At 49.3% G+C, this 12,047-nt stretch carries 14 protein-coding genes, 1 tRNA gene, 1 pseudogene and 1 riboswitch; of the genes and pseudogenes, 3 read left to right on the top strand and 13 right to left on the bottom strand.

All coding sequences use genetic code 11. The annotated features are described in order from the left end of the window. The 3 genes from ACLTXB_RS17780 to acpP all read right to left on the bottom strand — a co-directional run. On the bottom strand, nucleotides 1-405 hold a 405-nt coding region (locus ACLTXB_RS17780), incomplete at its 3' end, for a biotin carboxylase N-terminal domain-containing protein (RefSeq protein ID WP_428227861.1). 1 nt (nucleotide 406) lies between these two features. Continuing rightward, a complete protein-coding gene (gene accB, locus ACLTXB_RS17775) occupies nucleotides 407-850 on the bottom strand; it encodes an acetyl-CoA carboxylase biotin carboxyl carrier protein (protein WP_008979944.1) in 444 nt (147 codons plus the stop codon). A 20-nt stretch (nucleotides 851-870) separates the two neighbouring features. Further along, the gene (gene acpP / locus ACLTXB_RS17770) at nucleotides 871-1,116 is read right to left on the bottom strand and encodes an acyl carrier protein (protein WP_008979945.1); all 246 of its coding nucleotides are present in this window, start codon (nucleotides 1,114-1,116) and stop codon (nucleotides 871-873) included. Between the two features lie 378 nt (nucleotides 1,117-1,494). Between acpP and ACLTXB_RS17765 the strand changes: the two genes are divergently transcribed. Beyond that, a tRNA-Leu gene (locus tag ACLTXB_RS17765) sits at nucleotides 1,495-1,581 on the top strand. A gap of 108 nt (nucleotides 1,582-1,689) precedes the next feature. On the opposite strand, the gene ACLTXB_RS17760 is transcribed toward ACLTXB_RS17765, so the two are convergent. Continuing rightward, nucleotides 1,690-2,349, bottom strand: a complete 660-nt coding sequence (locus ACLTXB_RS17760; protein WP_428227860.1) for a Crp/Fnr family transcriptional regulator — start codon at nucleotides 2,347-2,349, stop codon at nucleotides 1,690-1,692. Nucleotides 2,350-2,474: 125 nt separating this feature from the next. Here ACLTXB_RS17760 and hcp point away from each other — a divergent pair, with 125 nt between their 5' ends. Further along, nucleotides 2,475-4,115, top strand: a complete 1,641-nt coding sequence (gene hcp, locus ACLTXB_RS17755) for a hydroxylamine reductase (protein WP_428227859.1) — start codon at nucleotides 2,475-2,477, stop codon at nucleotides 4,113-4,115. 46 nt (nucleotides 4,116-4,161) lie between these two features. Here the strand turns inward: hcp and ACLTXB_RS17750 are convergent, their stop codons facing one another. Beyond that, on the bottom strand, nucleotides 4,162-4,635 hold the full coding sequence (locus ACLTXB_RS17750; RefSeq protein ID WP_428227858.1) for a TspO/MBR family protein: 474 nt from the start codon (nucleotides 4,633-4,635) through the stop codon (nucleotides 4,162-4,164). Nucleotides 4,636-4,792: 157 nt separating this feature from the next. Here ACLTXB_RS17750 and ACLTXB_RS17745 point away from each other — a divergent pair. Beyond that, nucleotides 4,793-4,915: pseudogene (locus ACLTXB_RS17745) on the top strand (sporulation transcriptional regulator SpoIIID); the annotation flags it as partial. Between the two features lie 241 nt (nucleotides 4,916-5,156). Here ACLTXB_RS17745 and ACLTXB_RS17740 read toward each other — a convergent pair. From ACLTXB_RS17740 to ACLTXB_RS17705, 8 genes are all read right to left on the bottom strand, one after another. After that, nucleotides 5,157-6,266 carry an ABC transporter ATP-binding protein gene (locus tag ACLTXB_RS17740; protein ID WP_298736188.1) on the bottom strand — a complete coding sequence of 370 codons (1,110 nt, stop codon included), beginning with the start codon at nucleotides 6,264-6,266 and terminating at the stop codon, nucleotides 5,157-5,159. Between the two features lie 6 nt (nucleotides 6,267-6,272). Beyond that, nucleotides 6,273-7,286, bottom strand: a complete 1,014-nt coding sequence (locus ACLTXB_RS17735) for a FecCD family ABC transporter permease (protein WP_298736185.1) — start codon at nucleotides 7,284-7,286, stop codon at nucleotides 6,273-6,275. A gap of 9 nt (nucleotides 7,287-7,295) precedes the next feature. Next, on the bottom strand, nucleotides 7,296-8,441 hold the full coding sequence (locus ACLTXB_RS17730) for an ABC transporter substrate-binding protein (protein WP_298736183.1): 1,146 nt from the start codon (nucleotides 8,439-8,441) through the stop codon (nucleotides 7,296-7,298). A 1-nt stretch (nucleotide 8,442) separates the two neighbouring features. Next, nucleotides 8,443-8,988, bottom strand: a complete 546-nt coding sequence (locus ACLTXB_RS17725; RefSeq protein WP_298736180.1) for a hypothetical protein — start codon at nucleotides 8,986-8,988, stop codon at nucleotides 8,443-8,445. Nucleotides 8,989-9,050: 62 nt separating this feature from the next. Further along, on the bottom strand, nucleotides 9,051-9,527 hold the full coding sequence (locus tag ACLTXB_RS17720) for a hypothetical protein (RefSeq protein ID WP_428227857.1): 477 nt from the start codon (nucleotides 9,525-9,527) through the stop codon (nucleotides 9,051-9,053). 42 nt (nucleotides 9,528-9,569) lie between these two features. After that, on the bottom strand, nucleotides 9,570-10,775 hold the full coding sequence (locus tag ACLTXB_RS17715) for a sirohydrochlorin cobaltochelatase (protein ID WP_298736175.1): 1,206 nt from the start codon (nucleotides 10,773-10,775) through the stop codon (nucleotides 9,570-9,572). 175 nt (nucleotides 10,776-10,950) lie between these two features. Then, nucleotides 10,951-11,157, bottom strand: a riboswitch (cobalamin riboswitch). A gap of 96 nt (nucleotides 11,158-11,253) precedes the next feature. Continuing rightward, nucleotides 11,254-11,460, bottom strand: a complete 207-nt coding sequence (locus ACLTXB_RS17710) for a hypothetical protein (RefSeq protein WP_428227856.1) — start codon at nucleotides 11,458-11,460, stop codon at nucleotides 11,254-11,256. A gap of 186 nt (nucleotides 11,461-11,646) precedes the next feature. Further along, nucleotides 11,647-12,047 (bottom strand): DUF6076 domain-containing protein (locus tag ACLTXB_RS17705; RefSeq protein WP_428227855.1); only part of this gene is annotated, 401 nt, incomplete at its 5' end.

Here is a 12,047-nt window from a genome sequence, read left to right as displayed (position 1 = left end):
GTCCGAGCCGGGGACCACCGGGACGTTGTGCTTCTGCATCAGCTCTCGGGCCGCAGACTTATTGCCCATCATGCGGATCACATCCCCGGAGGGACCGATAAAGGCCAGACCCATCTGGGTACAGCGGTCAGAAAAATCTGCGTTTTCTGAGAGAAAACCGTAGCCGGGATGTACGGCGTCACAGCCGGTCTCCTTCGCTACGGTCAGCAGAGCGTCCACATTCAGATAGCTGTCCGACGCTTTGGCCGGACCGATGCACACCGCCTGGGAAGCCAGCTGGACGTGGAGGGCGTCGGCGTCGGCCTGAGAATAGACCGACACCGTCTCCACGCCCAGCTCCCGGCAGGCGCGCATGATACGTACCGCGATCTCGCCGCGGTTGGCGATCAAAACACGCTGAAACATCTTATACCCTCCGCACGCGGAACAGGGGGGCGTCAAAGGCGGCCAGACTTCCGTTGTCCAGCAGGACCTCCTCGATGACGCAGTCCATGGGAGCGGGAATCTCGCTCATGGCCTTCATGGCCTCCAGGATGCACACTGTCTGGCCCTTCTGCACCTTGTCGCCCACCTGAACAAAGGGGGCGGCGTCGGGACCGGCAGCGGTATAGAAGGTGCCCACCAGGGGCGCCTTGATGTATTCGCCCTCTTCTGCCTGGGCAGGCTGACCGGCCACAGGGGCAGCCGCGGGAGCGGGAGCAGCCACAGGAGCAGCGGCCGCAACCGGGGCGGCAGCCACAGCCACGGCCTTCTCCAGCTTCAGCCGGGTGCCGTTTTGCTCCAGCTCCAGGCCGGAGATGGAGGAGCGCTCAAAGCGCTCCATCAGCGCATAAATGGATTCCAGTTCCATGGAAGTTCACCTCTTAAGAATTAGATGCGGTTGTCCTTGGTGCCCTCCAGGGCCTCCAGGTAACGCACGATGTCACCCACGGTCTTCATGTTGGGGCGATCCTCGTCAGCGATGGACAGGCCCAGCTGCTCCTCCAGAGCGATGTTCAGCTCCACGGCGTCCAGGGAATCGGCGCCCAGATCATCAGACAGGCTGGCCTCCATGGTGACCTCGTCCATCTCGCAGCTCAGAGTATCAACAATAATGTCACGGACTTTCTCAAACATGGGAAATTCTCCTCTCTATTGTTCAAAAATTTAATTTAAAATATTTTAGTTAAAATTATTTAATTAAAATATTTGAGCGTATTGTACCCGGGATCAGCCGGAAAGTCAATGTGGAATTTTAACAAACAGGAGTTTTTTGGAAAACTTTTTTTGACTACTCCTTGCGAAAATGGGAGAAGAAAGGGTAAAAAAAGCCGATTTAGTAGAAATTTAGAATATAATATATGGGGAAACGGAATCGTACAAAACGATGCTGCTCCCGGTGGCACAGCGTCAGGAAAAGAAAAAATGGTCGATGAAGAAAGAAAAGTGTTGACACGGGAGGGAGGATGTGGTAGTATATCTCATGCACTGAGCAAACGGTGCATTCCAAACCACGCGCGAGTGGTGGAATTGGTAGACTCGCTGGCTTCAGGTGCCAGTGCTCGCAAGGGCGTGCGGGTTCGACTCCCGCCTCGCGCACCACAAAAAGGACATCCATTCGGATGTCCTTTTTGTTTTTCCGCTGAGAGCGGTATTGGAAATAGAACGTATGAAAAACAGGACATCCGAGAGGATGTCCTGTTTTTGCAGTCAGACCCCCAGTAGGACAAAACGGTTTCGTTCGACCTGAATGAGCCCATCCCGCTGCATCTTGCTCAGCTCATTGGACAGGGCACTGCGATCTACATTCAGATAGTCGGCCAACTGCTGACGGTTAAAGGGAATGGTAAAGGAAGAACTGCCGCTGCGCATGGACTGATAGGACAGATAAGAGAGCAGGCGGCCCCGAATGGTTTTGGGGGAGGTGTGGAAAATCTTTCGGGACAGGTTCAGATTTTTCTGGGCGGAGAGGGCAAGCAGGTTGCGGATCAAAGTATTATGGTGGCCGCAGGCATTGGGGCATACCTGCAAGACCCGGCTTACGTTGAGAAACAGGATTTGAGCCGCTTCAGCGGCTACCACGTTGACCATCAGCGGCTCATCGGGCGTACAGGCGTAGGTCTCTGCAAAAATCTGTCCTGGACCCACGCAGTCCAGCACCGTGGTGTTGCCCCAGATATCATCATTTTCAATGAGTGCGCTGCCGGACAGCATGATCCCAAGCGAGGAAATCACTTCCCCGGCCCGGTAAATCATTTGTCCTTTCTCATAGCTGCGCACGTCCGTTCCCAGACAGGCCAGCATGGCCTCCAGATCCTGAGCGGTGGTTCCCCGGAACAGAGGGGTTTCCGTTAGAAAAAGAAAATCCATGAAGACCCTCCTTTTGTTGGTATAACAACGGAATTGTTAGAAACAATTTAGTATAGTATGTTTCGAAAGTCAAGCCCATTCCGCGGCGAAACTGCCGCGCAGGACAAAATTAGGAGGACCTATTTATGCAGCCCAAGATGTTTTGTTATCAGTGCCAGGAGACTGCCGGATGCACCGGCTGTACCCGTGTAGGCGTGTGCGGCAAGCAGCCGGATGTAGCTGCGATGCAGGATCTGCTGGTCTATGTAACGAAAGGCCTGTCTGCCGTGACCACGGCTCTTCGTGCCCAGGGAGAGGCGGTGGAGGGGGAGATCAACCATCTCATCACCCTGAACCTGTTCACGACCATCACCAATGCCAACTTTGATAAAGAGGCCATTGAGGCTCGCATCCGGGACACCCTGGCGGTGAAGGAAAAGTTGCTGGCCCAGGTGGAGCACAAGGAGCAGCTGCCTCTGGCCGCTTTGTGGGACGGAACCGGTAGCTGGGAAGCGAAGGCCGCTCAGGTAGGTGTGCTATCCACAGAGAATGAGGACATCCGCTCCCTGCGGGAACTCATCACCTACGGCTTGAAGGGCCTGTCCGCCTACTCCAAGCACGCCAATGCCCTGCTTCAGGACGACGGCGAGGTGGATGCTTTTCTCCAGCGGGCCTTGGCGGCCACTCTGGATGACAGCCTGTCCGCAGACGATCTGGTTGCCCTGACCATGGAGACCGGCAAGTACGGCGTGCAGGGGATGGCGCTGCTGGACAAGGCCAATACCCAGGCCTACGGAAACCCCCAAATTACCAAGGTATCCATCGGTGTGGGCAAGAACCCCGGCATCTTGGTTTCCGGTCACGATTTGCGGGACTTGGAGATGCTGCTGGAGCAGACCCAGGGCACCGGGGTGGACGTATATACCCACAGTGAGATGCTCCCCGCCCACTACTATCCCGCCTTCCAGAAGTACCCCAACTTTGTGGGCAACTACGGCAACGCCTGGTGGAAGCAGAAGGAGGAGTTTGAGACCTTCCACGGCCCCATTCTCATGACTACCAACTGCATCGTGCCTCCCAAGGACAGCTACAAGGACCGGCTGTACACCACCGGCGCGGCGGGTTACCCCGGCTGTAAGCATATTCCCGGCGGCATTGGAGAGAAAAAGGATTTTTCTGCTCTTATTGAGCATGCCAAGAAGTGCGAGCCGCCCCAGGAGATCGAGCGGGGCGAGATCGTAGGCGGTTTCGCCCACGCCCAGGTGCTGGCTTTGGCGGACAAGATCGTAGAGGCGGTGCAGTCTGGAGCAATCAAGAAGTTTGTGGTCATGGCGGGCTGTGACGGCCGCGCCAAGAGCCGGGAGTACTACACCGAGTTTGCCAAGGCTCTGCCTCAGGACGCAGTCATTCTTACCGCCGGCTGTGCCAAGTATAAGTACAACAAGTTGAATCTGGGGGACATCGGCGGCATTCCCCGGGTGCTGGATGCGGGCCAGTGCAATGACTCCTACTCTCTGGCGGTCATTGCCCTGCAGCTCAAGGAGGTCTTCGGACTGGAGGATATCAACCAGCTGCCCATTATCTACAACATTGCCTGGTATGAGCAGAAGGCGGTTATTGTACTGCTGGCCCTGCTGTATCTGGGAGTGAAGAATATCCACCTGGGTCCCACTCTGCCCGCCTTCCTCAGCCCCAATGTGGCCAAGGTGCTGGTGGACAATTTCGGTATCGCTGGCATTGGTACCGTGGAAGAAGATATGGCTCTGTTTTTCGGAGAGAATAACTAAGCAAAAGGGAAGAAGCCCGGCAGGCGTTACCTGCCGGGCTTCCCTTTTAGTTTAAAATCCATACACCGTAATTCAAATAGGCCGCAAAGGTGACCCAGAGCAGGTAAGGGACCTGCATCCAGGCAGCCAACGGATCTACCTTATGAAACGAGGTGATCATCCATAAAATTAATCCCCACAAAATCACCAGCCAGACCAGTGCAGCGCCGAAGGCTTGAAAGTTAAAAAACAGAATGCTCCAAAAGAAATTGAAGGCTAACTGGAGCAGAAATATGCGCAAGCTGCTGGTGCGCTCACGAGAGGGAGAAGCCAGATAGATCCGAGCTGCTCCGATGCCTATCAGAACGAACAGAATTCCCCAGACGATGGGAAATACAAGGGCGGGAGGGGAAAGCGGGGGCTGGATAATGCTTTCACTGTAAGCTTTGGCTCCGTCTCGGGTCAGCCAGCCGGACAGGCCGCCCACCGCTTCGGTAAACAGAATCCAGGCGGCGTATATTTTCCATGTATGCTGTTTCATATTTGAATCACCCGCAATAGCATATGCCGCCCTTGGGATAGATATTCAAATCGAAAAGGAGAGGGAAAATCCGGGGGATTTCCAGCGCGTACAGGCATGGTACTCTCTCTGGCCACATATATATCTTGTGGCAAAACGGGAGAGGGAGTGTAAGGATTTGAAAGGAAATATCGAGGAACGCGCCTGTAAATTGGCGGCGTACATCATCGAAAATGGAGCAACCGTCCGCTCTGCCGCCCGGAAATTTGGTATCAGCAAATCCACCGTACATATAGAAGTGATAAATTAGAACGATTTATATGGGCGATACAGTAAGCGACCATATTAAGCCAAGAGGCGGCATAGATCAGCACCGGGGAAGGGCTGGTCTATGCCGCCTTTTGTATTCTAGAGGGATGGAGTATTCTGCCGGTGTATTTACATTGGCTATACTAGTTTCCAAGGAAAGATGAGCGGAGCACTTCAATACGCGCTAGGAATTTGGAAGAAACAATGATGTAAGTGTTAGCTGAACTGGAGGATTATGGATATGTTATCAGTTTGCCATTGATTCTTGCATATTCTGTTAAATCGCTTAGAACTTTCGCAAAATCAACCATTTCTAATTCTTTTAATGTGCAAACAACAAATTTACAGGTATCTATCCATCCCTTTGCTTGCTTAATTTGTTCATCTGCCACATAATGAAAGGCTGGAACATGGATTACCTCCGCTGCCAGTGATTTAGCCGAGGCATAATCTATATCGTTTTCCCACAGGATTCCAGCCGCAAACGCTTTTCTTTCACGCTGTAATCTGCGAAATACGCTGGTTCCGGTGCCGTTTCCTGCAATGACAAAAATTTCAGGTTTCTCCTGCACCGATGGCAGTTCCAAATCGCCGGTCAGTTCATCATAAGAGCCGGTTGTCATCTGATAAAGCTGAGGAATATATCCTTGGGTAAAGATTTCTTCGGGCGTTCCAAAGCGGTCGATTCGATCCCCCTGTACGCAAGCAATCTTGTCCGAGATACGCCCGGCAAGGTCAAGTTCATGCAGCGACATAAGCACTGTCAGATTCCGCTTTCTGGACATCTCCTGCAAAATAGATAAGAACTCCAGTTTGTAACGGATATCCAGGAAAGAAGTCGGTTCATCCAAAACGATCACATCAGGCTGCTGGCATAGTGCTCTTGCCAGCATAACCCGCTGCTTTTGCCCGTCACTGATTTTATTGAAATCTCGGTTGGCCAGCTCCGTTATGCGCACCAGCTCCATGGATTCACGCACGATCTTCCAATCTTCTTGGGATAGAATGCCGAATTTCCCCGTATAAGGATATCGGCCAGTTGCCACAACATCTTCGCAATTCATCATCTCAGGATTTACCCGTTCGGTCAATACAACGGACAGCCTTTGCGCCATTTCTTTGCCCGGCATTTTCTCCGCCTGTTGTCCATCTAACCATACAACGCCACACACGGGTGGCAACTGCTGGATAATACTGCGCAAAATAGTTGTTTTTCCTGCACCGTTTGGTCCTATCAATGTAACAATTTCGCCTTTATTTATTTCAAGCTGAATATTGCGGATGAGCGGTATACCATTATAACCAACAGTTAAATCTTTTGTATATAGATAGCCATGATTCATTCCCGATTACCCCATTTTTTCTCTTTTCCGGCGTAGCATAATGTAGATAACCACCGGAGCGCCCAAAATTGCAGTTACCGTGCTGATCGACAACTCGGTGGGAGTAAATACTGTTCTTGCCAGCAAATCGCAGAACAGGCAGAATGACGCACCTCCTAAGAAGCAAGCTGGAATCATTAAAATCGGCTGTGTTGTACCAAACAAGCCTTTGACAAGGTGAGGAACGGCGATTCCGACGAAGGATACCGGTCCGGCAAATGCAGTTACACAGGCCGAAAGGATACTGGACAGGATCACCAGCACAATACGGAAACGTGATACATTAAGCCCCATATTCTGCGCATAGGCTTCACCCATCTGATAGGCGCTAATTGGTTTGGATAACAGAAACACAAAAAACATCGTAATAAGCACTACGATTGCCATAACTTTTACATTGTCCCAGTTAATCCCCGAAAAGCTGCCCAGAGACCAATTGTGCAGATTTACAATATCCGCATCATCCGCAAATGTAACAACAAAGTCAGTCACAGCAGAACAGATATAGCCGATCATGACGCCGCTGACAATGAGCATTGCCATCTGATTGATGACTTTGGACATTAGAATAACAAAACCCATGCATAACATGGAACCGGCAAAGGCCGCAAGAATCATCAGCCATGAACCGAGCTGTACTGAAAATTGCAGGGACGCTACCATCACCAATGCGACAATCAGCTTTGCACCGGATGAAACGCCCAGCGTAAACGGGGTTGCGATTGGATTGTGGAAAAAGGTTTGCAGCAGATATCCGGATAATGCGAGGGCACCTCCCAAAATCACCGCTGCAAATGCTCTTGGCGCTCGGACCTGCGTAACAATTTCTGTGTAGGTTTCATCCGTTCCGATTCCTTGAAGAATTTTAGGAATCTCAGAAAATGGAATATTAACGCTTCCGATACATAGGTTCATGACCAGAAACAAACGCAGAAGCACAAATAAAACAACAAATGCAGCAAAATATCGTTTTTTCTTCATCTGTTTGTATCACTCCAACTTGTAAATATAGGTAAGGCTCTGATCATCTCCTTGCAGCATGTTATGGATATCTGCGATGATGGTGCCAAGTTCCATAGTGGACTGGTAAATGTTCTGGGTTGTACAATAAACATTTCCATTCTGCACAGCCTTGAAGTTCTCTAAAAGCTGACTTTTCGTTAATAATTCATCCCGAGATTTGAGTTCCCCGTCTACTGTGCTGTTATAGATGATATAATCGGCATCCTTTGCCTGTGCATAAAAAGCTTCCATCTCCATGCTCATGGTGGAAGATTTACTTTCATCATCGGGATCTTGTTCCAAAATATAGGTTCCACCAGCCATTTCAATCATTTTCGCCAGATAATCGGACGGTCTGCGTACGTTAGCCTCGCCATTGGTTGTGATATAAAAAAATGCAACTGTTTTTCCGGTAGGCTGTGCTCCGCTGACAGACTCAAACGCCTGTTTTTCTGCATTGAACGCTGACTCAGCAGCTTCCTGCTGTCCGGTCAGCAATCCATAGAGTTTTACCCATTCTGTTCTGCCGAGAGGGTGAGACTCATAACTGGAATAATCCACCAAAACCGGGATTCCAAACTTATCCAGCTGTTCCTTCACTTCGGGCGTATGAAAAATCATAGTGTTCTCAATCGCCAAGCTGCAATTCTCATCAATGAGGTGCTCATAATCCGGAGCGGAATATTTGCCAGCATATAGAATATTTCCAGATTCCATTGCCGCACGCACTGGTTCAATATACCAGCCATCGCTTTTCAGCGCACTGAAACGGATCGTATCCAACGCATCCATCGAAACAAACATATCCATCACAGCCGAGGCAACTAAATAAATGTTTTGGATCGGTTGGTGCAGCTGCACAATGTTTTCATCCAAACCGGATGGCTCTGGTTTTCCCTCTGGGATTACCAGATACTGCGTACCATTGGAGATGGTAATAAGCGCATATCCATCATTGTAATAGTCCACTGCAAATTCCTCAGCATAATCGAGAGGCATACTGTGATCGAAGGTTAAATCCGGACTGATATCAGTATTACGTGTTTCCAGCAAATCAGCTTCAGAAGGTGAACCGCAGGAGGATACAGTAAATATGAGGATAAAACACAATAAAACTACTGCCATTTTTCTCATTTTATTTGCTCCTCCGTTTCTTATGAATCCCCAAAAAGGAGATAATTACGACTATGGCAATTACAATTACCGTTCCTGCAACCATAGCCATCATTTCAAAAGATGTGTCTTGTTTTATGGTGTCTTGGAGGAAGGTTAATGTATATTCGATTTCATGTGGTGTGCTCATTGCTGTGGTATTCGCAACGACCGCTATTGGCATATCAAAATCTATAATCGGAAGTTCAAAAGTGGAATTTCCAGCCTCCTGGAGTGGTTTAAAAGTTTTATTTTCTACCTTCATGTAGTCATAGTTCGGGCTGCTCCATTCAATCTGAACATAACCCTTTCCACCCCGTACAGTCATAATTGCCGGAGATGTAATAGTCGCCCGTCCGCTTCCACCCTCCAGTATGACTTCTATGGAATATTCACCATCCTCCAGATCAACCGTTGCTGCTTCCGCAGATGCTGAGGCAGGAAATACCATAACGGATGTGATACACATCACCATCAATAGCCCAAGACAAAATTTTTTCACCAGATAGGGAAATATGCTTCTCCTCATATTTGTCCTCCTCTCCAGATACAAATCTGTCCCTGCCGTTAAGAGCAGGGACAGAGCATGGTTTATTCAAGTTTTTCTGGGTTCGATACAATTACCTCATGATCGTACCACTTTCCCTTTGTACCGATTAGCGCAAGGTTAAACGGCTCGTCCAGAACCGGAACTGGAACATCAAAACCGTTGATCTCTTCGCTTATTCCATCCTCATAAGTTACGGTATCCACAGTAGGCTGCAAAAGTTCTGCCCCATCTTTCTGGGCATCCTCTGCGGTGCCTGGGAAAAGATTGACAATATTCTGAGAGGTAAGCGAAATGTGAATGGTCATTTTACCGTCCTGAACCGTCAGCTTTCCTTTACCATCGCATGTCTCGTTGACACGGAACATGCTGCTGTCCGTTTCAAAATCAGCAGAATAGATGCCATCTTCCAGAGTTGTTTGTTGTTCCTGCGAAACAGCTGGAGGGCTGGAGCCGTCCTGAGCAGATGTATCCGTCTGATTGCTGCATCCAACGGCGAAAACAGCGACCAAAGCAGCCATACACAGGAGTATCGTTCTTTTTTTCATGCTCGATCTGTTCCTTTATTGATTGATTACAGCACCAGTATGTGCAACATATAGCTCCTGAATGGCTGGAATCTGACCGAGGCCTGCAATCTGAGTATCAACGCTCTCAAAAGCGCCGGATGCGTTGAACATACTCTTCCAGGAATCAGCATCATCGCCTGCCATATCATTGTTTGCATGGTCACCTGCAACGACCATCAGAGGACGAAGGATGACTTTCTTATAACCAGCTTCTTTGATGCTTTCAATAACAGCTTCGCAGGCGGTTTCTTCCGGTTCACCCTCAACGGTACCGATGAATACATTGTTGTATCCCAGAGCCTCCATCTGAGCCTGCATCTGGCTGTAAGATACCTTTGCTGTGTGGGAAGTACCGTGACCCATAAATACGAATGCAACGCCGTCTGCCTTTGCTTCATCCAGAGTCTGGTATCCAGCTGTCTTAACCGCTTCTGCGGTAACAGCCTCTGCAACAGCTTTTTTATCTTCATTGATGACAGTTGCATCGGTACCGACATCGCCCAGAAGAGGAGCAGCGATCTGAACCGATTCAAATTTATCCTGATAAGCTCCTACGGTTTCTGCCAGCTCATCATACTCAGCACCATACATCAGATGGGTAGGCTGAATCACCAGATTCTTAACACCATTTTCTACCGCACGGTCAAGCGCCTGCTGGACGTTATCGATCTTTTCTCCGTCACGAGCCTGCACATGATTGATAATGATCTGGGCGGTAAATGCTCTTCTGACCGACCAGTCCGGATAGGCTTCCTGCAAAGCGTCCTCAATGCTCTTGATGTCAGCAACACGGCTGTCATTAAAAGAGGTTCCGAAGCTGACTACGAGCAGTTCATTTTCGCCGATTTCATCACCGTTGCGGGGATCATCTTTAGAAGCATCTCCAGTATCCCGTCCAAAATAGTCTGGATCTGCAAATTCGCCGGAAACCAATTCCTTTTGGGCATCCGTCAGGGCATCCCAAGCAGCCTTTGCAGCCTCACATTGTTCATCCGTGTTTTCGTTTCGTTCTTGCACATAGATTGCGTCAATCAGCTTGGCCACCTCATCAGCAGCAGCTTGATCGTCAGAGACTGGATTGGTAGAAGACACCTCTCCTAAGTTGTCTGATGTCTCACTTTCCTGAGAACCGCAGGCAGCAAGAGATGCTACAATGCACGTTGCAAGCAGGAGTGCTATGAGTTTTTTTATGTTCTTCATTTTACTTTCCTCCATTGATTTATATCTTTTTGTGGTTTAAGCCACGAAAAAGCAGTAGTAAAATGGAGAAAAGTATGCTAAAGATATGCCAAAAAAGAAAGCAACAGTCATACATGACTGCTGCTGCCGTTTTTTCGCAACAAAATAGCCCATTTCTCCATAACTCGAGAGCAAATAGACTTTAACAATCTGAGCAGGTCTCCTGACTTGCGTATCATAAGCCTTCCGCACAGCCTTCTCAGGATCAACTCCCAATGACCGACTTTCGTCATGTGCGGTGCCTCCGCGCATACAGTGGCGGTACCGTTCCGGATTCCAACCGGATTCACTATTCTCCATCAACTCTATACGAAATTGATGGCACTCAGACATCATATTTATTTAGAATAAAAATATCATAGTAATGCATATTTGTCAAGCAACTAACAGACGATAAAAATTCTTATTAGTAAAACTTCAATATATTTTATAACATCAATTAGCGCTCTTGTTCCTTACGCTTTTCCTTGCTGGGAATCATCTGTTCCTTCTGCGCCTGCCGCACCATCCTCCGTACTGTCTGCCGCTCTATACTATCATCATAAAAAATTTTTCTAAATTCACTTAATAAAAAAGCCAAGCCGGTATGCCTTCTGGCATAATCGCTTCGCTGTGTGATGAAAAATTCCCTTGTCAACAAATCCATCTAGAATTGCCGGTGTGATGTCCTGCCCATCTGCCTTAAGACCGAAAGGATGTCCGCTTTGATTGACCAGCAAAAACACATCTCAGACATACTGGCAACGAAGCTCTCTAAAATCCGACTCATCAACGGACGATCTCACATAGCTAAACAGGACGACTGTCCCGAGAGGGACAGTCGTCCTGTTTTTCACAGCTCATCCAATTTTCGTACATACTCCTGTTGGGTAATCTGCTTTGCCAGAAAAGCGTCCTTCAGCTCCTGAGCCTGCACTACCTGTCGGTTCCACTCATCCGTGGTAATCCGGCCCCGCCGCTTACGGGCCTTCAGCCGGTTGTAGATCCGGCTATACTCCCGAGAAGCGGTTTCAGTCTTCTGCTTTTCCTTCTCCCGCTCATGAGCTCCTACCTTCCTACAAGTTTTGCCGCCGGTTCCCGGTACCACTCGGTCACAGTATCGGGTATCGTATCCTCCTACCGCCAGAAACCACCTGCGGCAATGGGCACAGCGGCGGGGCAGATTTCCGGCAGCCATCCCCTTGTACAGATCCATGTACAGAAAGCTGGTGAGGCTCTCAAAGGTCATCTGCT

Source organism: Flintibacter sp., from assembly GCF_046973065.1.
This window is presented reverse-complemented; position numbering and strand designations above follow the sequence as displayed.